The 25,563-nt window shown below is 42.6% G+C and carries 18 protein-coding genes and 1 pseudogene; 7 read left to right on the top strand and 12 right to left on the bottom strand.

What is annotated here, in order from left to right; translation table 11 throughout:
* Positions 1 to 6 precede the first annotated feature (6 nt).
* Entirely contained in the window at positions 7 to 1,344 is a 1,338-nt protein-coding gene (locus K365_RS0107650; protein WP_024334114.1) for an aspartate aminotransferase family protein, read from the bottom strand.
* Between the two features lie 21 nt (positions 1,345 to 1,365).
* Positions 1,366 to 2,988, bottom strand: a complete 1,623-nt coding sequence (locus K365_RS0107645) for an aromatic amino acid lyase (RefSeq protein WP_006965746.1) — start codon at positions 2,986 to 2,988, stop codon at positions 1,366 to 1,368.
* Positions 2,989 to 3,602: 614 nt separating this feature from the next.
* Between K365_RS0107645 and K365_RS0107640 the strand changes: the two genes are divergently transcribed.
* The 7 genes from K365_RS0107640 to K365_RS0107610 all read left to right on the top strand — a co-directional run bounded on the left by K365_RS0107640 (position 3,603) and on the right by K365_RS0107610 (position 12,441).
* Entirely contained in the window at positions 3,603 to 4,274 is a 672-nt protein-coding gene (locus K365_RS0107640; protein WP_024334113.1) for a hypothetical protein, read from the top strand.
* A gap of 37 nt (positions 4,275 to 4,311) precedes the next feature.
* On the top strand, positions 4,312 to 5,013 hold the full coding sequence (locus K365_RS0107635; RefSeq protein ID WP_024334112.1) for an acylneuraminate cytidylyltransferase family protein: 702 nt from the start codon (positions 4,312 to 4,314) through the stop codon (positions 5,011 to 5,013).
* A complete protein-coding gene (locus K365_RS0107630; protein WP_024334111.1) occupies positions 5,010 to 7,268 on the top strand; it encodes an N-acetylneuraminate synthase family protein in 2,259 nt (752 codons plus the stop codon). Before K365_RS0107635 ends, K365_RS0107630 begins: the two co-directional genes overlap by 4 nt.
* Positions 7,265 to 8,320, top strand: coding sequence for a glycosyltransferase family 52 (locus tag K365_RS0107625; protein WP_024334110.1), 1,056 nt, complete (start codon positions 7,265 to 7,267; stop codon positions 8,318 to 8,320). Before K365_RS0107630 ends, K365_RS0107625 begins: the two co-directional genes overlap by 4 nt.
* Before the next feature lie 38 nt (positions 8,321 to 8,358).
* Positions 8,359 to 10,167 (top strand): ABC transporter ATP-binding protein, encoded by a 1,809-nt coding sequence (locus K365_RS0107620; protein WP_024334109.1) that lies wholly within the window; start codon positions 8,359 to 8,361, stop codon positions 10,165 to 10,167.
* A gap of 23 nt (positions 10,168 to 10,190) precedes the next feature.
* Positions 10,191 to 11,114: a hypothetical protein gene (locus K365_RS25580; RefSeq protein WP_024334108.1), complete on the top strand. Its 924-nt coding sequence runs from the start codon at positions 10,191 to 10,193 to the stop codon at positions 11,112 to 11,114.
* 91 nt (positions 11,115 to 11,205) lie between these two features.
* Complete coding sequence (locus K365_RS0107610) at positions 11,206 to 12,441, top strand: hypothetical protein (RefSeq protein ID WP_024334107.1); 1,236 nt, start codon at positions 11,206 to 11,208, stop codon at positions 12,439 to 12,441.
* Positions 12,442 to 12,498: 57 nt separating this feature from the next.
* Here K365_RS0107610 and K365_RS0107605 read toward each other — a convergent pair whose 3' ends face one another.
* From K365_RS0107605 to K365_RS29335, 10 genes and pseudogenes are all read right to left on the bottom strand, one after another.
* Positions 12,499 to 15,399 carry a WD40/YVTN/BNR-like repeat-containing protein gene (locus K365_RS0107605; protein ID WP_156887698.1) on the bottom strand — a complete coding sequence of 967 codons (2,901 nt, stop codon included), beginning with the start codon at positions 15,397 to 15,399 and terminating at the stop codon, positions 12,499 to 12,501.
* A gap of 119 nt (positions 15,400 to 15,518) precedes the next feature.
* The gene (locus K365_RS0107595) at positions 15,519 to 15,941 is read right to left on the bottom strand and encodes a hypothetical protein (protein ID WP_156887697.1); all 423 of its coding nucleotides are present in this window, start codon (positions 15,939 to 15,941) and stop codon (positions 15,519 to 15,521) included.
* Positions 15,938 to 17,803, bottom strand: coding sequence for an SUMF1/EgtB/PvdO family nonheme iron enzyme (locus K365_RS26400; protein ID WP_024334103.1), 1,866 nt, complete (start codon positions 17,801 to 17,803; stop codon positions 15,938 to 15,940). Before K365_RS26400 ends, K365_RS0107595 begins: the two co-directional genes overlap by 4 nt.
* A gap of 550 nt (positions 17,804 to 18,353) precedes the next feature.
* A complete protein-coding gene (locus K365_RS0107575) occupies positions 18,354 to 19,853 on the bottom strand; it encodes a hypothetical protein (protein ID WP_024334102.1) in 1,500 nt (499 codons plus the stop codon).
* 99 nt (positions 19,854 to 19,952) lie between these two features.
* Positions 19,953 to 20,780, bottom strand: coding sequence for a glycosyltransferase family 2 protein (locus tag K365_RS0107570; RefSeq protein ID WP_024334101.1), 828 nt, complete (start codon positions 20,778 to 20,780; stop codon positions 19,953 to 19,955).
* Positions 20,777 to 22,045 carry a glycosyltransferase gene (locus K365_RS0107565; RefSeq protein ID WP_024334100.1) on the bottom strand — a complete coding sequence of 423 codons (1,269 nt, stop codon included), beginning with the start codon at positions 22,043 to 22,045 and terminating at the stop codon, positions 20,777 to 20,779. Before K365_RS0107565 ends, K365_RS0107570 begins: the two co-directional genes overlap by 4 nt.
* Before the next feature lie 24 nt (positions 22,046 to 22,069).
* Positions 22,070 to 23,206 carry a glycosyltransferase gene (locus K365_RS0107560; RefSeq protein WP_169432934.1) on the bottom strand — a complete coding sequence of 379 codons (1,137 nt, stop codon included), beginning with the start codon at positions 23,204 to 23,206 and terminating at the stop codon, positions 22,070 to 22,072.
* A 46-nt stretch (positions 23,207 to 23,252) separates the two neighbouring features.
* A complete protein-coding gene (locus K365_RS0107555; protein ID WP_169432933.1) occupies positions 23,253 to 24,236 on the bottom strand; it encodes an O-antigen ligase family protein in 984 nt (327 codons plus the stop codon).
* Positions 24,237 to 24,513: 277 nt separating this feature from the next.
* On the bottom strand, positions 24,514 to 24,918 hold the full coding sequence (locus K365_RS28660) for a hypothetical protein (protein WP_245569144.1): 405 nt from the start codon (positions 24,916 to 24,918) through the stop codon (positions 24,514 to 24,516).
* An 87-nt stretch (positions 24,919 to 25,005) separates the two neighbouring features.
* Positions 25,006 to 25,518: pseudogene (locus K365_RS29335) on the bottom strand (sugar transferase); the annotation flags it as partial.
* Positions 25,519 to 25,563 lie beyond the last annotated feature (45 nt).

The following is a 25,563-nucleotide window of genomic DNA, read 5'->3' as shown; positions in this document are numbered from 1 at the left end:
ATTTAGTTATAAAAGCAAATGGGTATATTTTTCTTGGATCAAAGGCAACAGTTCTTTCAATGTATCATCCATTTTACCCACGAGCATATCCATCTCATCATCGGTAATTTTCGTGGACAAAATAAACAACCCCCGGGGGATATTAAAGATCCCCTTGTTAAGCAACGACAAATGCATCAGGGTGTGCAGTTCTTCTTCCGAATCCAGGACATCTGCGGCCCTGATGGTGGGCCGGTTCACAAAATGGATATTGAGCAATGATCCGATCTGGTTGGACTGAATGTTCAGCCCGTTGTCGGCAATGCTTGCCAGCAGTCCTTTCTGGAACCGGGCTCCTTTGGCATTGATATCGGCGATGGTTTTTTCGTCATACTTGGTCATGGCGGCAAACCCGGCCTGCATCACGGTTTCATACCCGTTGAAGGTCCCTGAATGATACAGCGGTTTTTCCGTGTTTTCATGGCAGTAAATGTTCATGAATTCAGCCTTGCCTCCCAAGACCCCGATGGGCAGGCCGCCCCCCACCACCTTTCCCACGGTGGTGAGATCCGGAACCACGCCATACAGGTTCTGGCAACCGCCGATGTCCACCCGGAAGGAAAAAATCTCGTCAAAGATCAAAAGCACGCCCTGGGCCCGGGTCACTTCCCGGATCCGTTTGAGCAGGCCTTCTTCGGGCAGCACCACGCCGCCGGCCCCGAGAAACGGCTCCATGATCACCGCGGCCAGGTCGGACGCGTTGTCCTTCACCGCTTTTTCCGCGGCAACAGGATCATTGAACGGCACCTCCAGCATGTCTGCGGTCATGCCCGCCGGAATCCCGGCCGTGATCACGTTTTTCTTGGTGGAAGCCGCCACACAGTCATGGGTCCCGTGGAACCCGCCCGTCATCTTCAGGATCTTGTCTTTTCCGGTAATGGCCCGGGCCGTGCGCATGGCAAACATGGTGGCCTCCGTGCCGGAGTTGAGAAACCGCACCTTATTAAACCCCGGCACCCGGTCGCACAGCAGTCTGGCCAGACGGTACTGGCCGTCCGTGGGGGTGGAATACTGGGAACCCCGCTCAATGCCCGCCTGCACCGCCGCCACCACATCCGGATCCCCGTGGCCATGAACCAGCGCCCCATAGGCATTGGTGACATCCAGCAGTTCATGGCCCTCATGGGTGTACACATGGGCCCCTTTGCCATAGTCGATGTGGATGGGCCAGGGCTTGAAATAGCTCAGGCTTCTTGTGGCCCCACCCGGAATATACTTGACCAGGCGCTGGTGCCGCTCTCTGGAAGCCGGATAGGTTTCCCGGTACTTATCAACGATTTTCGCTGCAACAGGATGCGCTGACATAATTCCTCCCCCTATGATTTCCTAATCTCTTTTATGGACAATGAGCAGTTCTCCCACGGCATCTTCCACTCTTTTCACGAACTCACCGGATTCGATCCGGGCTTTGAGTTCCTCCATATCGTCGATATATACTTTGTCCTTGCCCATATAGGCCAGAGTTTCACGCACGGCGTCAAACATGATCTTTCCGGCGGGACTCAGTTTTTCCGGTCCCCGCAGATCTGCAGCCTGGGCCGCGCACAGCAGTTCAAAAGACAGAATATGGTTGGTATTTTCCACGATTTTTCGTGCTTTTCTGCCCGCGATCAGGCCGAAACTGACGATATCCTGGAAATCCGCCGTCGAGGTGATGGACTGGATGGAAGCCGGCACGGCCAGGGTCCGGTTTTCCGCCACAAGCGAGGTGGTCATGAACTGCCCGCCCATCAGCCCCATGCGGACTCCGGTATCTTCCTTGCACAGGAAAGGCGGCAGTCCGGTGCTGTGGGCCGCATCCATGAACCGGTCGATGCGCCGGTCAGACACCACGCCTAAATTGACCATGGAGATGCCTAAGCAGTCCATGGCAAAAGAGATGGGCTGGCCGTGGAAATGGCCGTTGTGAATGAATGTATCAAACTCGGTAAAGATCAACGGGTTGTCATTACTGGAGTTGAGCTCCCGTAGCAGCACTTCATGGGCCGTGTTCACGGCTTCCTTGGTGGGTCCTACAAACTGGGGCGTACACCGGATGGAATACGCATCTTCCACGGGAATATCAGCCACGGAAATGCCTTCGTGTTTTTTAAGCACAGCCTGGAGTTTGAGGGACAGTTCCAGTTCATCAATGGCCAGTTCCGATCCCGTGAGCAGTTTGGTCAAATTCATGGCCGTGGCATACTGGCCCGGATGGTATTTTTGCTCATGAACCCGGACATCAAAGGGATTGATCCGGCCCATCAGGGTTTCAATGGCGAACGCGGCAATGATGTCCGAGTTCTTCAAGGTATTGGTGGCCTCGGTGATCACGGTGCAGGCCAGCCCCACCATGGCGGAGGTGCCGTTGATCAAAGACAGTCCTTCTTTGGCATTCAGATACATCAGCTCCACACCGGCCGCGTCCATGGCTGCCTTGCCGGGCATGACTTCCCCTTTGTACCGGGCTTTCCATTCACCGAATCCCACGGCAGCGATACACCCCAAAGGCCCCAAATCCCCGCTGGTGCCCAGAGACCCTTTCCGGGGAACCAGGGGAAACACCTGTTTATTGATCATATCCAGGTAAATCTTCAGGTTTTTCTCCTTGATCCCGGAATATCCCCGGCACAGGGAGTTGGCCCGGGCGATCATGAAAATTCGCACCAGTTCGTCTTCAAACGGCTTTCCCACCTGGGTGGTGATGCTTCTCACCAGGTTTTTCTGAAAATCGTTGTCCCGCTCCTTGGGCAGCAGATGGTCCACCAGCCCGCCGCAGCTGGTGTTCACTCCGTAAATGCAGCGTTCCTCATTGGCCCAGGTATCCACCATCTTGCGGCAGTCCCGGATTTTGGGCCAGTTGTCTTCCTTGACTTCCACCTGCATGGACAGGTCATGGCCTGCCTGCATCAGTTCTTCAATGGTCAAGGTGTACCCGTCCAGAATAAGGCGATTGTCTTTGATCGGCATAGCATCCTCCTAAGGATTATATCGTTGGCTGTGATGGTTATCTGCAGGGAAATGTTTTCAGGCACCGGATCGATCCATTATCCGCTTTTCCCTGATTCAAACCTAACCAGATCCCAAATTCATTGTCAAGAAATATTTTTAATATTATAAGGAATTATTGAATTTTATTAACACATGATCCCTTAAATTTTCAAAATCAGCTTATTTTATAAATTTATTCAAACTTAAAACCTTATTTTATAAAAAATACCAACCCACCTCAACAGAGGTATTGACATTTAACCATCGATAAAAAACCATTTTCAAATCACCTACAAAAAACTTTACAATCCCTACAGGATCAGATATTCGTTAAAAATCCTGGAAATAAGCGTTTCAGGCAGCAGGTCAAATGTAATCGACAGAGCGGAGCTATATCTATTGCGTAGTTACGATTTTTAGCCACGCCCTGACAGCAATGGGCGGGTTCTGATACCCTCATAAACATATTAGAGCAAAATCAACTATCCATTATGCGAATTGAATTCATTGGACTACCGGGCACTGGAAAAACAACTCTCGTAAAGTTTATCATTTCAAAAAACAATCGATTCACTCACCGACAATGGATGTCAATGGATGATATACTTTTAGACTGGTATGCTTCTCAACAGAATTCAAGGCTGCTTTATGGTTTAAACGAACTCATCCAATTCAACTATCCATCTTTTTTTATTCGGCAAATAAAACAAAAGATGCTCAGGAAAATCAAATCATATGCCATGCTTGATGTGCATGAAATTGACAACGATTTATGCCTTTGCTGTGATTTTTTTATTAAAGAAATTTCAAATACAAAAAACATCGATCCTGTGCAAAAAATTGTTGGGATAAATGCTATTAACAAAGCGATGTATGCAACTTTCTTTGCAGATCACCATTCTTCCTCCTCCACAAAAAATTTTCTTTTCGACGAAGGATTAGGGATGCGGACACTCACCTTAGGCAGATTTGTCATCTCCCAAGAAACTATTCTAAAATATTTTGAACATATCCCTCAACCCGATGCATATGTAACAATGATCCTCAACGATGAAAAGCGCTATCAAAGGATGATCATGAGAAAAGATGACAAAATTCTCAGATCTTTTTTCCATGCGAACAATGAAAAAACGAAACGTGCATTCAATGTTGTTCAGGATGTTATCAAAAAAAATAACATTCCAAACCTATATATTGATGCACAAGATACGCTCGAAAAAAATGCCCGAATTGTAACCAGTTTCGTTCAAAGCCTAAACCAATGATCACAATGATTTTAATTATCAAGGACAACTCCATCGGATGAAAAACATTATCTGCCTGATACCGGCAAGAGGAGGATCAAAAGGAATCCCAAAGAAAAACATCAAACAAGTAGCTGGGATGCCTTTGATTGCACATACCCTTATACATGCAAAGTTGTCCAAATACATTACACACACGGCTGTATCAACAGATGATTCAAGCATTAAAAAAATTGCTGAAGAATATGGCGCTTTAGTTATTGACAGACCCCAAAGCATCAGCAATGATTCTGCCACTTCAGAATCCGCTTTAAAACATGCTCTTGAATATCTGACCGACAAACTCAATCTATCACCGGATCTGGTGATTTTTTTGCAGTGCACGTCTCCCATAAGGGAATCAGATGATATTGACAATGCTATCCGGCAATTTTTGAACGGCAATGCTGATTCCATGCTGTCCGTTACCCCATCCCACAAATTTCTCTGGGAAAAAAAAGGAGAGACTGCCACAGGCATCAATTTTGATCATCAAAACCGTCCGCGCCGACAGGAAGCACCGGCACAATTTAGTGAAAACGGATCGATTTATATTTTCAAACCATGGGTCTTGAACAATTTAAACAACAGACTCGGCGGCATCATCGACCTGTACATTATGAACGAAGATTCTGCCTGGGAAATCGACTCATTGTTTGATCTTTATGTCGTAGAGCAAATAATTCTTTCCAAACAGCCCAAACAGGAAGCCACCATATGATTATTGATAAAGACATAAAAAAATTTCTGGTTTTTTCAGAAAACTCCATTATCCATGCTCTGGATAAAATCAGTAAAAACAAAAAACGGGTTGTGTTTATCACTGATGAAACAGGGACGCTGGAAGGCATACTGACTGATGGGGATTTTAGAAGATGGATAACTTCTCAGGAGAAAATCGACCTTGACCAGCCCGTCAAGTTGATTGCCAATACTGAATATACTGCATTCAGTATATCTGAAAATCCCGGGATGATTGAAAGCGCATTATGTGAACGGATACAGTTCATCCCTCTTTTAGACACCAACCAACGCATTGTTGCTGTAGCCGTCAAAGAAACAAAAGATATCATTATTGATCACTGCATCATCAACAAAGACGCTCCTTGCTTTATCATAGCTGAAATCGGAAATAACCATAACGGGAATCTCGATTTGGCAAAAAAGCTTGTAGAGATGGCAGTTCAGGCGGGTGCGGATTGTGCCAAATTCCAAATGAGGGATTTGACGACTCTCTACAGACAACCATCAAAATCAAACCAGGAAGAAGATCTGGGGACCGAATATACTGTAGATCTTTTAAAAAAGAACCAGTTGGCGGATGATGATCTTTTTCGGATATTTGACTATTGCAAAAGCCGGCAGATCATCCCTCTTTGCACCCCCTGGGATGAAGTAAGCCTTGAAAAACTTGACGTATATGGCATGCCTGCCTTTAAAATTGCTTCTGCTGATTTAATCAATCACGAGTTTTTACAAAAAGCCGCCGCCAAACACAAACCATTGATCTGTTCTACTGGTATGGCAGAAGAACATGAAATCATAGAAAGCATTTCTCTTCTGAATACCAGCGGAACCCCCCATGCGCTCCTTCATTGCAACTCTACTTATCCAGCCCCGTTCAAAGATATCAATCTCAATTATATCAAACGGCTTCAGAAGCTGGGAAATTGCATTATAGGATATTCCGGACATGAGCGGGGAATAGCCGTTCCTATTGCAGCAGTTGCCCTGGGCGCAAAAATTGTTGAAAAACATATCACTCTGGACAGAACAATGGAAGGTAATGACCACAAGGTCAGTCTTCTTCCCGAAGAATTCTCTCAAATGGTACAAGGCATACGTGAAACTGAATTGGCTTTGGGTACACCACAGACTGGCCGTTTTTTTTCACAGGGCGAAATGATGAATCGTGAGAATCTCGCCAAAAGTCTTGTGGCTGCCTGCTCAATAAAAAAAGGGGAAACAATAAAATCAGAGATGATAGCGATCAAGAGCCCCGGAAAAGGATTGGCCCCTTACAAGAAAAAACAACTGGCCGGGTTGACTGCTATCCGCGATTTCAAACCAGGGGATTTCTTTTTTACCTCAGATATTCAAAAGCCGTCGTCAAAACCCAGAAAGTATCATTTCAATCGACCCTGGGGCATCCCCTTGAGATTTCATGACTTTCATGAACTGGTCGGAAAAACCAATCTGGATTTGGTTGAATTTCACCTGAGTTACCGGGATCTGGATGTGAATATTGAAAACCTATTTAACGAACCCCACCAGTGCGGTTACATAGTTCACTGTCCGGAACTGTTCAGAAACGATCACATTCTGGATCTCAGCGCCAATGATCCCACATACCGAACACACTCAATCAAAGAACTTCAAAAAGTGATTGATCTGACAGTCAGACTCAACCCGTTTTTCCCAAAAACCATATCCCCTTATATTGTTACCAACATGGGCGGATTCAGCCTTGACTGTCATGTGGCTCAAGAAGACCGGTCACCCATGTATGAGCGAATAAAAGACGCTTTAAAAAAATTGGATCTCAAGGGTACCCAGATCATTCCCCAGTCAATGCCGCCATTCCCCTGGCATTTCGGCGGGCAGCGTTACCACAATCTCTTTGTGGATCCGAATGAAATTCAAAACTTCTGTAAAGAAATGAAAATGAAAATTTGTTTGGACATCTCCCATTCCAAATTGGCATGCAACTTTTATGGATGGTCATTGAACAACTTCATTGAAAAAACAGCTGATTTTACAGCCCATCTTCACATAGCTGACGCAAAAGATCATGATGGTGAAGGACTTCAAATCAGCAGTGGTGAGATCGATTTTCCGGATTTATTTAAACAGCTGAACAGGCTTCCAAAAAACATTTCCTTTATTCCGGAAATCTGGCAAGGCCATAAAAATGGCGGCGAAGGTTTCTGGTATGCCCTGGATCAGCTTGAAACATTTTATAATAAAGCCCTATGACAAACGCCAATTTATTTCTCTGCTGTACCCATTTTCACTTTTATGTCGCTCTGGCCATAGCCTGGGACAAATATCGAAAAGGTCAGAAAAATACGATTGTCCTGTCTCTAACCAAAAATCAAATACCGCAAGGATTGTTTGAGCAACTCCATTCTATCTACTGGACAAAAATTATTGATTTGACAGATCAGGAACTTTACAGCGATATTGAAAAAAAAGGCGTTTTAAAAAAACTAAGCCTGAACCTTTTTTTAACTCACCAATACCCTTCCCTCTTTCCAAGAGTAATGGTCATTGAGAATCAAATTTTGACCGATCGAATTTTTTTGTTTAACGATTTCCATTATCTGGCCAGATATATCATCAAAAAATGCTCTCAAACAGTAATACTCATGGAAGACGGAAACAATAACTATGCGCCGATAAAAAAAAGCTTGCTTACTTATTTTAAGATCCTCATTGATATTTATCCCCGATTCGGCCGGCACCCGAAAATATCACAAATCATGGTTCAAAAACCGGACAAACTCCCTGAGGACATTCGATCAAAAGGCAGGTTACTATACCTGAATCATTTTTTAAACCAGATGCCGACAACAGTAAATCAACATATAGTCAGCCTCTTTATTGACAACCTTGAGACAGTTTTTGAAAAAAATGTCAAAGGATCGGTACTTTTACTGACCCAGCCATATTATGACTTTGGACGGATAAATCTTACGCAACATATACAGTTGTTCAATACTGTAATCAAACAATTGAAAGCGCATCATAAGACAATTTTCTTGAAACCTCACCCATCTGACAGGGTTGATTATCATTCCCTGTTTTCAGATATCACAATTCTGCCGGCGACATTTCCCATAGAAATACTGAATCATACAAACGTGTTTACGCCTGATACAGTATTAGGTATAAATACGTCTGCCGTTTTTAATTTAAATCGTTCAAACAGAAACCTGAACCTGCTGCCATATGATGATAGATTTATTCAGCATCATTTTGATGAAACCATAGATTTGATTGAAAAAAAATTGTTGAAAGTTTTATAATTTCATCACGCATGCAAAAAATTTGAAAGCTTTCTCAAATGCAAATTGAAAACATAACAGCTATCAATGTATCCAAACAATTAATAAAAATCCTGCCCCGCAAAATGAAAATTGCATTGGGTTTTCTTTTATCGGGAATGGTATTGAAAGCGATTCTTGAAACAGCGACCATGGGTTTGCTCGCTTTTTTTGCTGCCGCCTTGTCAAAACCGGATCAAATTATCAATTCAACATATGTATTATTCCTTAGAAACAGCCTGGGGCTTGAATTCTTATCCACAATTAAAGGCTTTATCATTGGTTTCAGCATCATTATTGTTGTCGTCGTTTTTATAAAAAATTTGTTCAAAGCATACCTGACATTTCTGATGGGACGTTATCACGCTACCGTTGAAGCATTTTTAGGCAAATCACTCATCAGCGGATTTCTCAAGATGCCTTATCACTGGTATATCAACCAGAATTCTGCCGACCTTGTTTATGCCATCGAGATCAGAAAACAGATAGGCCGCAAGTTTATCAATTCCGTGTTAAAACTGTCCAGCGATTTTATTTTGATATTTTTCATGCTGGCAGGTCTTCTTTTGCTGCAGCCTTTGGTCTCTTTGCTGGTATTGTTTGTTTTAGGTGTGACAGGATATCTTATTTTCAGAAACATCCGAGCTGTTATTGATAGAATTGCAAAGCGTTGCCAGCAATATGAACAAAAAATCAATAAAGACTGTACAAAAGCAATACATGGGATTAAAGATGTGAAAATTTTTGGCCGAGAGTCATTCTTCGTGGATGAATCCCAAACGAATCTGTTAAAATTTGCCAGACTTTTCGGTATTTATAAATTCTTTGAACTTTCACCTTCTGTAATTCTCGAAACTGTCGGCTTTATTATGCTGACAACCACCATCTGCCTGATGATGTTTGTTTTAAATGCGTCTCCGGTGAATGTAGCCGGCACCATTGCATTGCTGGCCGTTGCTGCATGGAAATGTCTTCCTGCCATGGAACGAATTTTAAAGGGCAGTGCTGAAATTAGATACTCTCTTCCTTTCATTTCAACCGTTTTATTTTATTTTGATGAAATCAAACAAAATGCGCCCGACACAGAATCCAGTGCAACCGGAGATTTAGTATTCAACAGCGAATTGGTCATGGATCAAATCGACTTTCGATATCCCAAAAGTGAATTCAATATACTGAGTTCGATTCATATTCGGGTAAAAAAAGGAGAGACCATTGGAATTATCGGACCATCCGGTGCGGGTAAGAGTACTTTGGTGGATTTGATCACCGGCCTTTTAATACCTTCCAAAGGCAAAATATTCATTGATGAACTGGAACTGGACCCGACAAACACAAAAAAATGGCGGGAAAAAATTGGATATGTGTCTCAATTTCCCTATATCTACGATGGCACATTGGCAGAAAATGTCGCTTTTGGTGCTCATCCTGCAACCATCGATCGAAATAAAATAAAAAATTGCTGCACCATGGCTTATATGGACGAGTTTTTGAAGGACCTGCCAAATGGTATTGACACTGAGATTGGTGAACGTGGTATCCGCCTTTCAGGTGGACAACGGCAGCGTGTTGCCATTGCCAGAGCACTGTATTATTCTCCTTCCATAATGATTTTTGATGAGGCCACTAGCTCGCTGGACACGAAAAGCGAGGCTGAAATCAAAAAAACCATATATAGCTTGAAAGAAGAAAAAACGTTAATAATCATTGCACATAGACTGACAACTGTAGAAGATTGTGACCGTATTTACTGGCTGGAAAAAGGAAGGATAAAGGATGCTGGTTCATCAGAAAAAATTATCCCTATGTATCGATTATCAGAATTTTGACCCCAATAACACCCTGAATACAAATGTACAAATTACTTTATTTTATTTATTTTTTTCATTTTGAAAACAACAAGGTAGATAAAATTTTTGAAAAATGGTTTTCGAAAATTTTTAAAATCATTGTTCCATTATATTTTTCGATAACTTCGAGATATAAAATATGCAGACTAAAAAATTCTATTACTACAACTGATCCAAATGTTATTGTATCGATGACAACTTTTCCTGCAAGAATAAATGAAGTATGGCTTGCAATTGAATCAATTTTAAGACAAGAACACAAACCCGATGCTCTCATTTTGTGGTTATATAAAGGTGAGTTCAAAAACAAAAGCAATCTACCAAAAAAACTATTAGAATTAGAACAACGCGGTTTACAGATTCAATTTTGTGAACAAAACCTGAAGCCTCACAAAAAATACTACTACACGTTAAAAAACTACCTTGATGCCACCATCATTACAATTGACGACGATGTTTTTTATCCCCCTGATTTTGTCAAAAAATTATTAAGTAACAATTCTTTGTATCAAAACCATGTGCTTTGCTTTAGAGCCAGGGCTATCAAATTGAAACAAGGAAAAGCATTGCCATATAAATCATGGGAAAATGTCCGAGTGAATACTGCACCAATGAAAAAACTAATCCCACTTGGCGTTGGCGGTGTTTTGTATCCCCCTAATTCCCTTAATAATCAGGTATTTTCGGTTGAACTGATAAAAAAAATGACATTAAAGACTGATGACCTTTGGTTAAAAGTTATGGCGTTACTTAATCATACAAAAGTTGTTTGTATAGGAGGCGTTTATCCAAGATTTTTTATTTCTGTAAGGATGAAGAATAAAACAAAACTCGTTCGTGATAATGTGTCTGGATCTGGAAACGATGAAGCTTTCAAGTCATTGATTGAATACTACAATATCACTTTTTATGATAGCACTTGGTAATATGGACAAAATTCGTATAATAGTCAAATATGAGGTACTATAAAATTTTGCAAAAAAAATCAACCTCAGTAAATTTTAAGGTATGCACAACATGAAAATCGTTCATTTTTCAATCACACCTCTTGCCGGCGGGCCATACAGACTTGTTTCATTGCTTAAAAACAATAAGAATCTTGAGGTCAATCTAATTGATCTGCATCGATGGGGACGATATCCTAATGATATTATATATGATGAAGAAATGGAAAGAGCACAAGAAATTGCATATAACGCAGACATTATTCATTTTCACAATTATTACGATCAAAATTCCAGATTCTTTAAGAAAATCGATTTCAAGATGTTAAAAAAGAAAGGGGTAAGTTTTATTTGTCAATTTCGAAGCGAGCCGAAAATCATAGCTCATAACGGCAAAACAGATATTAAAACCATTTTATCATACGATATTCCAACGATTGTTATAGCTCAGTATGTTGAAAGATTTTTTCCAAAAGCCCGAGTAATACCAAATGCAGTTCCTTCAAACGACACATTGTATATGCCTGGGAACGAAGAAAACATCTATGAAATACTATTCAGTCCGACCAAAAAAATTGGCGGATGGGAGGACAGATGGAACACTAAGGGAGCACCTGAAACTATAAAAATCATGGAAAAGATTAAACAAAAGAAAAAAATTAAATTAAAAATAATTTCAGGCAGACCTTTGAGTGAGGTTCTCATAGAAAAAAAAAGGGCATTGATAGTTTTAGATGATATGGTTACCGGAAGCTATCACGTTTCGGGTTTAGAAGCTGCGTGCCAGGCAAAAGCAGTATTGACATATCTTGATGATAGAGTATCTCATTGTCTGCGGGAAATAACAGGAACATCTACAATTCCATTTATTAATGTTCGGCTGGAGGATTCTTATAAGGTATTAAATCATCTATTAGAGAATCAAGATATAGCTTTAGAAATAGGACGGGAAGCACGAAAATGGATAGACAACTATTGGTCTGAAGGCATTATTACTGACCATTATCTTGATGTCTACAAGAATCTCCTTGAAAGCCCTTCCTTAGTGTCACGTCAACAATCTCTTATGCTCAATAGAAAAACTCAAAACTTTCACTCATTGATCCTGCCCGATATTATTTATTCTTCACGAGGAACAAATTATTACAATTCTTTATCCTTATCTTCTAAAATACACTACAAAATTAGCAGATTTTTAAGAAAAGAGACAAAAGCTCTGGCAACCTTATCCAAAAATAACTTGCCAAAATCAATCATATTATTTTTAAAAAACATTAACAGCCTTATCAAGGCTGTATTAAAAATCTGAAATGCCAAAAACGACTATCTTTCGTAACGAACTGATGATTTTGGATAAAGGGATTGGTTATCTTGTTTCAAGTACTATATCGTCGATAAAGAAGTCGGTTATTTCATTTTCCTGAGACGTAAAAAGAACCAACTTAATGCTATTTACGTCTTCAGATATATGGGCAGATGATTCAACCAAAACCCATTTTCCCGCTTTATTTTGTCCGGGATCTATTCTAAAACGCCTGTAAGGGGTGGCACTGTATCCCATAACAGCCGGAAGTTCTGCTTTGACCTCACTTCCGGTTTTTTTGATTTCCAAAAGGCTCAGAACCGGCAAATCCCTGAATTTAGCCTTAGCAGCATAAATTTCATATCTAAGTTTTATCTGTTTGCCCCGGGCCAGCGTTACCCTGTAGGGACTTATCTGATTTTCCAGCCAGGTGATAGGGAGCGCATTTTTGCCTGTAAAGCTTTTGTTTACGTATTTCCCTTCTCCCATTCTTACATGAAGTGATCTCCCGGTCCTTTCAGGAGAATTCTCGATGGAAAGAATCGGTGTTCCTTCAGGATCAGGATGATTCAGATTATTCCAGATCCAGTGAACCGGTTTTCCTGATTTGTCAGTCCGTTCAAAGTCTCCGTTCCGGATCAGATTTTTTCCCATAGAAGATTGTGTCAGCATGGCATCTGCAACAGGATCACGATACGCCAGAAATGAATTGCCAAAAAGAGATAGATAAAACTCGGCCGGATCATGGGGATTGATGGTAAGGGTATGATAATTGCCCTGAAATTTTTTCAGGTTTTCCCAGTCCACCCGCTCCCAGGTAGCGCCGGCATTCGTGCTTCTCAGCACGCCGGCATATTTGATAACAGCATATATGATATCCGGCAGTTCCGGATTGACGGCAATGGAAACTGGTTCTGCGTTTTCACTTTTCCTTTTCTCAGGCAGCCATTCGTGTGCGGATAAAACCATTTTCCAGGTGTTGCCGCCATCCATTGTTTTATGAATCCCGGCCGCTGATTCAAGTTTCATGTCTCCCTTTCCGGGAACCACCGCTGCATAGGCAATATCCGGATCATTTGGATGAACGGCCACCTCCACAGCACCTGCCAGGTCTTCTCCGCCTGTTTTGATCCAGGTACGCCCGGCATCCAGGGATTTGAACACCCCGCCGGTATGATCATAGGTTTTGCGTATCCGCTTTGCGGGCCGTTTACCCCCCCGGGTGGAAGATACCATGTACATGACATCTGGATGGTCTTTGCAATAGCCCAGGTCCAGTAAGGGAAATGTCAGGACAGAATCATCGGATCCGGCCAGCCGTTTGAAGGATTCTCCATTATCTGTGGAAAGAAAAATCCCGGTTTCCGAGCTATTATCTGTTGTTCTGTAATTTACAAGGGCATACAGTTTCCGATCTGTGAATCCATTGCCGGGCTGAAGTATCAGATCCGTGATAATACCGTTGGGAAGGGTGGTTTTATTTGGTATGACCGGCTTCCAGAAGGAATCGCCATGCATGGACCTGAACAGCATGCCGGAGGTGTTGGGACTGTTTCCTTTGTTTGACATGCCGTAATACATGGTTTGCGGAAATTGGGGATCAACGGCAAAGGCCATGCAGCTGCCACTGGTATCCAGCATCTGATTTTTCCAGTATGCCAGAGGATAGATGTCTGGATATTTTTCCTTCCACAATGCCTGAACAGAATATCCCCGGTCATCACTTCTCATCAGACCGGTATCTGAAAACCCCAGATAGACCCGGTTGGGATTCAACTGGTCCCACCATGCTTTATAACTGGTCAGAAGTGTCAAACCGTTTCCATGCCATGCCTGTTGTTCTGGCAGGTATTCAGTGGCCCCGAATTCCCAGGTGCCCCCCCCATCATAACTCACATAAATCTGCCCCAAATAAAGCGTATCCGGATTTTCGGGATCGATGGAAAAAAAATCCCGGATCACTTTGTTCCGGTCTCTGAAAGAAGCCGGAACATTTCCTCTGTAATCAGGGCTGTCAAACAGCAGAAAACGGGTCAGGTTTTCCCAGGTTTTTCCCTTGTCTTTGCTTACAAACAACCCGGCCCTGCCATGAGAAAAACACCAGACCCATCCGGGCCGCAGGGGGTGAGTCCGCATAATGGTTGCATCAGGCGGCCCTGAAGCCGCTTTTTCCCATTTTCCTGCCATCATGTCCTTGACATAGATCTCACCATTCTCAAAACCCGCCCAGATCCAGTCTTTTTCACTGTCATAAGCCAGAGAAACAGCTTTTTTTGCTGGAAGGGGTGCTATTGCTTCCCATTGACTGCCGGCCAGATTTCTTTTGAAAATCCCGTTTTTACAGGCCAGGTAAACCATCACTCCACTATTGCGTTCTATTGCAGCAATTGGGATTTTTCCGCTTGTTTCCTGATATTGACCATACAGATTTTCCAAAGAAAGACCTTGATTGAAATCAGCAAATGTTTTGCCCTGATCCCGGCTGACCATCAGACCTTTTGATCCAAAATCCCAGACAATGGTTTCAGGCCGGGTATCGATGACCAGGCCAAAGGCATTTGACCCGACTGCACCTGGATCAGGGTTGATCAATGACCAGGTTTCACCATCATCAACAGATTGCGCAAGGCCCTGCTCATCATCCAGGGAATAACCGGCATACCAGACCCCTGCTTTGGCCGGGTGAGGCACGATGGGGGTGAGGGTCGGATGGCCTTCCGGCGCGATCGCCTCATAGGTTCTGGTACCATCCTGACTTCGCAGCAGACTTCGTGACATATCTGAGAAAACCAGTATGGTCCCATTTACCGGGTGCATGACATGGGACAGGGTCCCGCCGGAGCCTCCGGGATCGACTGTCCGCCAGACACCATTTTCAACCGGTATCACAAACGGCGTGTGAAAAGACGTGTCGTCACCGGCATTCTGAGGTGTCACGACTGGCTTGTGAACAGGCGGCTGCATGACAGTCTGCACAGGCCGGTTCATCTTGAAAAACAGATACAGGCCAACCAACTGTATTATTATCAAGGATAGACAGACAATAATACAGGTTCGAATCTCTATGGTCCTTGGCAAAGTGTTTATCTGACCCATGACCCTTTATCGTATAAAAAGATTTCAATCATCTGCCTGACACATTTCGGTGCATACGCGCCTGTTTCAGCCAGATGGGGTGTCTGCCCGGTGGATTGGAAAAGAATTTCTTTGTATTCCAGCACACCGGTATAGACATTTGACTCACCAGAGACTGGTTTGACATCGGTTTTCATGGAGCCTGGGTCCAGATAAAAATACCTGGCAACATACTGGCCCTCTTTTTCAATCACTTCAGGCGTTTCGCGGGTATACAGATAAGCGGTTTGCAGTTTTTTCACCCAGTTTTGAACAAACTGATCAAACTGCTGATCGACCCTGCTCAGATCATCTGCCTGGCAGGGAAAAGTCAACACCCCTGCCAACAGAATGATCCAGGCCATCCAAAAAAAAGAGACTGACTTGATCATTCGCATACGTCAAACCCGTGGACTATGATTTCCACCCGCCGATTAAGGGATCGGCCGGCATCGGTCATATTTGTATATTTGGGTGATTCCTCACCAAATGATTTCACTGAAATCCGGGATTCTTTAATGCCCCGGGATATCAGAAACTGCCTGACCGATTCGGCCCGCCTCAAACCCAGCCCCTTGTTATAGGCTCTTGAACCCAGGGAACAGGTATGGCCGTGGAGCTCGATGGCACCTTCAGACTGTAGCAGAATTTCAACCCCTCTTTCCAGCAGGTGAACCATCTCTTTTTTGATCCGGCTTGAATCCAGATCAAAGGTGATATCCCGGATCACAATACATTGTGTAATATCCGCAGGACCCGGCATGGGGATAGGTTCCGGATCCGGTTTCGGCCTGGGCTTTGCTTTGGGTTTAGGTGCCGGGGCCGGTGGTGGCGGCTGGGGGGGCGGGGTTTCAGCTATAGCCGGCATGATTAACGGTGTCACTATCCGTTCCAGTTTGGTAATGGCAACCCGGAATCCTATGTGCGGGGAAGCATCTTCCGGATCAAACCAGGACCTGTATGCAGACCGGCAGTATTCTGGATAATCAGCCCAGCTCCCCCCCCTTCGAATCTTAGCTTTCCCGAATTTTGCCCCCTGGGGATCGATATCCGCATAAAAAGGATACGGTTTCTGCCAGTCACTGCACCATTCCCAAACATTGCCGTGCATATCATAAAACCCCCATGGGTTAGGGCTTTTCAAGGCGGCCGGGTGTGGTGCCTGTCCGGAATTTCTAAAATACCATCCCACAGAATCCAGGTATGGGTTGGTGCTGTAATCTCCTTCCACAACCATGGGACCGTTGAAGAATGCAGAGGTAGTTCCGGCCCGGGCCGCATATTCCCATTCCGCTTCAGTTGGCAACCGGTAGTGAATGGTATTTTCCATTTCATTGAGCCGGCTCAAAAATTCCATGACATCGGAATAGCGGACATTTTCCACCGGGCAGTCCATCCCGCAGTTGTGAAAATGGGACGGGTATTCTCCCATGACATCGAACCACTGCTGCTGAGTCACTTCAGTAGATTGCAAATAATACGGCTGGGTTATGGTGACTTCATGCAGAATTTCATTTCTGTCCCGCCGAATTTCAGTGTCCGGGCTTCCCATCATAAAAGAGCCGGCAGGAACACGGATAAATTTCATGCCAACAGAATTGATGTATTCTCCGGGCTGTCCCAAAGGCTGGCCGGACTGCCCCATCATTCCGAATGTACCTGAATCCATTGTTCCGGTGCTTTGGGGGTGAATATTGTCATAAAGGGCCATGATCCGGACAAACTGATACCGTTTATTGATTTCTTCCGGCACATTTTTGGGGCTGTTTGCTTCTCCGGTCCCATAGACTTTATGAAAGGAATGAGGCACATTGATCAGATAATGATCAATAATCGGGATTGGCGCCTCTGCCCTGGCTTTGGACAGAACCAGGTTATGATTTTCCTCACCAGTGGATGATGCACTCCCCATAATCACAAACACCAGTTTTCTGCCCCGGTTGTTTCGTTCCAGAAAATCCAGATACCGAATCAGGCGGGTATACTGCAAATCGTTTTCAGAAATCACAGAAGAATTGGTCGGAAAAAAAAGGGTGATATCACCGGTCCCCTGATTTTCAGCAATCTCATGCAGAACAGTATAACTTTCTTTGGAAGCATTCATATGGTGGTTGTATGACCGGATGAGGTCCTGGGACCGCTGATAATCATTGTTGGATGCGGCAATTCGAAAATCCTCCTTGTCCTGCATCGCCTGGTTGTAAGATGATGCATAATGGTCAGCCTTGGATGTAATGCTCTCATGTTGAGGCATTGATGTTGAAGCCTGCTGGGTGTTACCCGAAGGAAAAGGGGCAGGCTCTGTCATTCTCTGAGGTTGCCGGGAGCCTGTACATCCTGCCGTTGAAGACAACAAGGATAAAAATAATATTACTATACTCCAGATAAAAAAATTTTTCATTTGTGACCCCTTCGTAATATGACATCGCCTTTCATATAATTTCATTTTTCCTTATGACCTGAAACGCATCTAAAAATCCTTTGATCCTTTCCAGTTCATCTTTTTTCCTGGTCAAAAGAAAGCGGATAAAAAACTTGAAAAAATAACCTGAAAAGGAATAATAAAACAACCATACAGAATAAAGGGTGTTGAAACCATTCAAATTCCTGTTTAGTTATGGGTGCCCAATACGTTTGTAACCCATTTTCCCGATGTCAGACTGCTCGGTTTTTACCGTGTCAATATCTGGTTTTGTTTTTTTCCCGCATAAAGTCTTTTTCAGACGGCGGCCTTTGTTTAATCCAGATATACCAGTACCGTCCGATCAATCGGCTCAGAAAAAATCCCGCATTGAATGTTCAATTCATCCTGTGGCAGCAAACAACTCCTTTTGTCCATCTTCTTTTTTCTTCGGTTTATGCCTTGTTCCAGCCATTTCAAGCAACAATGTTACGATAGTCGTCAACGTTGATCGGACAATTACACCCTGCTGACTTCTTACCCGTGTTTGTTCAAGGCCTTCTCGTTTCTTCATCAAATTGAAGGGCCTTTCACAGTTTTTTCGAATCTCGATTGCGTCTTGAGATCCGCCATGAAAAGTCGGCATTGGTTGAAAATAACCACTGTCAAAAGAAACAATCCTTGATTTTGGGCAATTGGATTCAAACGTACACTCACCCGGAGCGGCATCACATCCAAATTCATGACCTTCCGGTGTCGATCCCAAAAACTGCATCGGAATCTCACAAGAATCATTACAGGCAACTCTTAATGGCGATTCCAAAACGTTGTCAGGAAGGTTGGCTTTCTCCGATTCAGGGGCTACGATATAGACACCGGTTTCATTGAGAACCGAACCATCGCTATCATGATACGCCTGATCGGCGGTAACCAATTTGATATCAATTCCCAGTGCCTGAGCAAGCTTGATCAACGGTTTTAAAAACAGGCTGTCATGATGATTTGCTGCCCCTACTAAGGATACCAATGGAAAACTATGGCCTGTTGATGGGTTGATGGCTGTTAGAGTGTGAAGCCGGTAGCCAATAACGTAATGCGATTTATCCCTTTTGTTCCGGCGCTTTCCACAATCGCAGTCTGGATCGGAATAAATTCGTATTTTCTTACCTTTGATCTGAATTGTACAAAGGGGATAATTGACTTCAGACGGCAGCTCGCTCGAATCAACACCGTGAATGACGGCATTTTCAAGGCAACCCGATCTATAAAAATGATGGAGGAAATATACCAGGACATTCATCAATTGTTTGAAGTTCAGGCCACGCCGGAAGTGACACAATTCAGTGTGATCTGCCTGGGTTTTAGTATTTAAGGGCAACCGCACAAAACGCCTGTTTTGCTTTCTTTCCCTGCCAAAATATTCATCGCTGCAGAATTTCCTGTAACTGATTTCAGGGTATTTGATAATTTTTAAAAGCTCCATCCGAAATAACTGGTAGGGCTGAATATCCCTGTGCACAGCGGAATAGCTGTCAGGCGCAATCAAGCTGTTGATAATCTGGTCATCTATAAGCTGATCAATAAACTGTAATTCCGGATCCACAATTTCGGGATATGGCTTTTTCAGTGCGTCAAAATGAAACAGGTTGTCGGAATGAAAATTTTCAATATAAAATGCCATCTCGGGAAGGCTACGAATACCTGCTGAAGGGGCTTGGTCTTCAACGCCTATGAGTTCTTCGATGGGGATATCCAAGGTCTGAGAATAATCATATTTGTCCACAACCTCCGTCATTATTTGTTTTGTCAGCTCTTTTTTGGATTTCCTTGTCATCTTGTTCCAGTTCGGAAAATTCCTTTTCAATTGCTTTGTGATGATTCTTCTGATATTTTTTGTATGCATAAAGCCTCTGTGGTGTTGTTTGTTTTATTGTTTAGTCACTTTAAATTTACAACTAAACAGAGGCTTTTGCAACTCCTAACAGACTGAAAAGTTAGCAAATTACACTAATCTTGCACCATCGATTTCAACACCCTTAGAATAGTTACCATGACGAACATACCGACTGAAAATTCGATAGGCGGATAATATAATCTCCCTTCCCCGCCTGTATTTAGCAGGTCGTCCAATGGAGCAAGGGAAATGATATAATTGCGCTTTGGGCTGAATATACAGAGGATATACCTTTGAAACCCTTATTGTGAAATCTTTATCTTCTCCCTGACAATGATGGTCATCTATAAAATCTTCGGCAAACAAAAATTGTTCAAACACTTTTTTGTGAAATGAGGAAATCCCTCCGGAAAGAACCCTGGCTTTTATCATTTTTTTAAAAGGATAGGCTTTTGCAGTCAGGGTCTGTTCAGAAAATCCAGTAATTGTAACGTTGCCGGGATGTATGGGAGAAATTAAAAAAATAATATTATATATATATTCGGCAAAATTAAAAAAACCCGGGGTTTTATAATTTAAATCAACACCCCCGACCCCCCCCAGATTTTTATCAAACCCGCTTTCATATACATTCACAATTTCATGAATATAAGTTGGTGTCAGTACCACGTCATCATCTAAAAACATAACAATATCACCACTTGCCATTTGTATTCCAAGATTCCGGGAGCGGGTCAACCCCTTTTGGGACTTCTTTTTGAAAATACACTGAATTTCTTTTTGTTCAAAATCTATTCTGTACGGCATATCATTTAAACCGCCATCATCGATCACAATAATTTCATCAGGCAAATGCGTTTGATCAAGAATAGATTTCAAACATCTTTTCAATTCCCGGGGCCTGTTGCAGGTGGGTATGATCACGCTTGATTTCATGACAGATTTTTATCCCGATTATGAACTCTTGGACTCTCAAAGAGTTCAAGCCATTTTTGCTGAATGTTTTTTTCAGAAAACATTGCCGCTCTTGCCCGTGCATTTTGTCTATAATGATCTCTCATCTCTTTTTTCTCAAGCAAAATTCCCATGGCCTGGGATAATTTCTTTTCAGCACAAGACAATGAATCTTTGTTTATGGTTAAACTGCTGAAAGGCGGCGTCAATACGCCAAATTGAGCATAATCAATCGTTTGCGTTTTTACAAACGGGTCTGTTTCCGGAGCAAGCAGTTCACGCGGGCCGGAAGAACAATCGGTTGAAATCACGGGAAGACCGATAGAAAGTGCTTCCAGCAATACATTGGGAAAGCCTTCTACATGGGATGACAACACAAAAACCGTCGATTTTTTCAGGCAGGCCACCAAATTTTTATGAAAGTTTTCAAAGACCACCCGCTCTTTTATCCCCAGGGACCGGCTCAATTCGACCAGTTCTTTACGAAGAGGCCCTTCACCGATAATCATCAACATGGCCTGTTCATTGGTTTGACAAAGATCAGCAAAGGCACGAATTAACTCATGATGGCCCTTTTGTCTCACCAACCTGCCTGACGACACAATGACCTGCTTTTCAAATAAATAATCGTATGTCCATTGAACACTTTCCAATGATTTTTTTGTCAAGTGATCAGGATCACAAAAATTATGAATCACTGAAATCTTCTTTTTATCAATAGAAAATTTAGAACTGAAACTTCCGGCTGATTCCAATGAATTAAAATTGACGATATCTGCACGTTTCAGCAAAAAAGGGTAAAGCATTTTTATCACCCACTGTTTCAGCAGACTTTTATCATTTAGTCGTTGGACGTGTATTCGGATGGAAATGATTTTTGTTTTAACTGACTTCAACAATAAGTTCAGAATATTGGCTCTTTCCATAAAACTGATCATCACATCAATTTCTTTTTCACTGATCAGGCGGACCAGCCTTGAATAAATCATGACGGCAGAAATGGCCTTTATAACAGGCCCCCGGGTCACTGAACTTTGACTCAACAAAATGATTCTTCGGGATATCTGCTTTTGCATACTTCTGTTTCCCGGAAGCCGGGAATCCTTATTTTTATCCATGGAAAACAAATACGCGTTAAAACCGTTTTGTGTCAAAAGCTTCAACAATTGCAACGCCATGGTCTGGGCACCGCCAACTTCAAGTGATCCGATAAGAATGCCGATATTTTTTTTAGGCACAGATCTCATTCAATTTCCCAGAACGTATCATGACTATCCTTTTTCCGGGTCCCATTTGGTAATTTTTGCACCAGATAAAAATAAAATAATTCCGAACAGGGTGCCAATCATGCCGAGACAAAAAAAGAACCCCACTGAACTGATTTTTGTAATATATTGTCCCGGTGCATTTTTTGAAAACCACTGCATGCAAAAAACAGGATAAAGCAACGAGATACTGTATCCAGTCACCTGAAGCCAAAAAGAAATGGTACCCAGAAAATAATTGTCCCTGCTCAAAATCCATGAAGCCAAGAAAATCAATCCCAGGGAAATGGGCACAACCCTTCGCAACACCTTATTGATGAAAAGACCCATGGCAAAAAAACCAAATTCCAAAGGATTTAACAACTTTTTATTCATTTTTAAACCGTTAAGGCTTCTGGATACAATTCTGGCTCTTCTTTTCAGTTCATGCCGCTCATTCCTTGAAGGGGTTTTTATGACAGCCTTTGCTTCTGGGTCAAAAACAAACCGGAAATTCTGGCCGATCACTGAAAGTGAGATGTAAGCATCATCTGTTACACCGTCCGGGACAGGTTGAAATAATTGTTTCCGGATGGCATATAATTTTCCATCATGGGAGGTGATACTCAACCCGCATTTCACCTCTAATGATTTGATCAGAGAGTCCCATGCTATATATTTTTTCTGTCCGGATTTGATATGAGACACTTCCTCCGTAATCATTCTTTGTCCGCATACCCCCCCAATGGCAGGATCAGAAAAGTATTTTAAAAGAATTTTCACTGTTCCCTGTTCCAGAATTGAATCCGCATCACAAAAAACCAGGATATCTCCCTTACTCTTTTCAACGCCAAGATTCAGGCCATATGCTTTCCCTTTGTGGTCGCTGGAATGAAACAAACGAATGAAAGGGGATAAATAAGGCTGCATCACATCCAGAGAATGATCGGATGACCCGTCAGAAACCAGAATCAACTCCATTTTTTCCTTTGGGTAATCAAACGTCAAAAAATTTTGAATCTTTTTTTCAATCAAAGACTCCGCATTTCGGAAAACAACGATAACAGACACTGACCAAGGTATTTGATTGCCTGCAATGTGAAAATGTTTTTTTTTAACCAGAGAACAAATATACAACACAAGGGGGTATCCCAGAAAAACCATGAAAACACAGGCCAGATTCAAAAAAAAAACACCCAGAAACAGCTGGCTATTCCAGTTCATAAAGTTCCTCTTGATTTTGTTGTGAAATCAGATGGATGATCTGGGATACTGAAAGAATCAATATAAACAGTTTAAAATCCAGCAGATTTTTAATAAGCCCATAGGAGCAGATCACCAGGAATGAAATCATATATGCGTTTCCCATGGCTTTTAATAACTCGTTTCCGTTAAGGTCAAAACGCCGGAAACTGTTCAAAATATCTCTGAACGCCTGTGACAGCATTCCCAGAAACAACAGCAGGCCGATAAGCCCCGATTCCACCAGCACTTCAAGGTAAACATTGTGCGAAGGTCTTTCCTGCATTTTGAAATACAGGGTTTCTCGGGACTGGACCCAGATTTTGGGAAATGACCCGGTACCTGTACCGATAAATGGATTGTCAACAAATGATTGCAAGCCAACCCTTACATAAGCCGCCCGGCGGCGCAACGAATTGTCCTTATTTTCTGCGACAAGGGTTTTCTGTCGCTCAAAATAATCATCTGGAATGGCGGTCCCTACAATAACAACGCCAAAAGCCAAAAGGCTGATGGCGATACCTAAAAAACGAGGTTGAAACAGATGCCGGTTGAAAAACAAAATCAGCATGGTAACAATAATCAAATGTAGAAATCCCCCCCGGGATTCAGAGCTGATAATGCCGCAGATATTGATAAAAACCAAACCGGCATATAAAAAAAAGAATCCTGGTGACCGGGCATTCAGCATTTTATGTACAAGCAGCGGAATGACGAACACACACATCAAAGCCAAAGTATTGGCGCCACGGGTCACGCCGGTGGTCAGAAAGATTCCATCCTCCCCCCAGGTGTTCATAAATTCCATGCCGAAAAAATAACCCAGACTGGCAATCAGAGAATTCAACCCGATACTGAGTCCCAGCACCAGTGGCAGTTTGTTGGCAATCCCTTCTTCATTGAGGAAAAAAAGATTAATGACAATGTACAGATATGCTTGAAATATAACCAACAATTGAGTCAGAGCATGACCTCGAAATTCTGAAAATAACGAAGAAACAACATTGACAAGAAAAAAAAGACTGAACCAGATATTTAAATTATTGAAAAATACATCAGGCAACCGCTTGGTCGAAACCATATGGACAAATATGATAATGAACAAAATAATTGCCAGAAGCCAGTCAAAAGGGATACCTGGAAATGCCTGGCGCCAGTAGTAAAATGGAATCGTGGATAACAGCAGATAATATATGGCCTGCGAGAGCGGATGGGTAAGTATGGAAGTGTCAGATGACATAGCGCATCAGGCTTTTTTTTAAAAAATACTGATCCACAAAATACCGGTTCAGATCCGAGGCCGGTTCGTACCTCAATATATAGGTATACTTGAGCTCCTTGCCCGGATTCTCATACATCCTGAAAATCGTGCCATAACCATAGAAAGATTTGGCATGTTTTTGAAATAATTTGGTATTTACCAGGGCTTCAGCCTTGAACATGGCTCTTTCAATGTTTAAAGGCAGATGAGTATCCACACGGAAATATTCTTCATTAATATCTTTTAAAACACCGGTATTGGATTCAAATTCCAGACAAAAATAATTAAACTGCCCTTTCAAAGTGCAAAAATAAACCGTTCCAAATTTCTGTTTAATCCGGTCCAAAGTCCGTTTGTTGTCAAATTTTTTCAATATCTTGTCCTGAAAAAAAATCATAAAAAACCTGTATAATAACTGCATAGTTTTCAAAATTACGCCAAATCCGGCCAGTAAAATTATCAGGGTGTCGCAAAGGAAATTTTTGGAATTTCTGGTCGCACGGTTGTCAATGAAAGACCGGATTCTTTTAGGGGTACTGTGTGGTGTAAATAACTGAGAATATCCAATTAACCCGGGGGTTACGCTGAATCGCTTGTCATACCCTATGATAGACCGGCAAACCGTTTGATATATGACTGGTCGGACAGGTCTGGGGCCGACAAAATCCATATCCCCTTTAAAAATATTGATTAACTGGGGGATCTCATCCAGTCGGGTATCACGCATAAATCGGCAGAATCTGGGTAGTTGATATCCGTGTTGATAGGACACCAGCTTTCCATCGTATTGCTTTTCAAAATCTTTTGGCAGGGTCCGGAATTTGTACATGATAAATGCTTTTTTGTTTTTTCCCAAACGCGTTCCGGCATAGATAACAGGCCACCCATTCACTATAAATACCGCAGGAATCAACAGGACACTTACCGGAGCAAGCAGAATCAGGAAGAAAACAGACAAACTCAGGTTCACCATCCGGTTCAGAACAATTGATGAACTGAAATATCCTGCAACATTTTT

The sequence above is a fragment of the Desulfotignum balticum DSM 7044 genome, assembly GCF_000421285.1.
Lineage (GTDB): Bacteria > Desulfobacterota > Desulfobacteria > Desulfobacterales > Desulfobacteraceae > Desulfotignum > Desulfotignum balticum.
The sequence above is the reverse complement of the archived record's forward strand: the minus strand, read 5'-3'. Positions and strand labels throughout refer to the sequence as shown.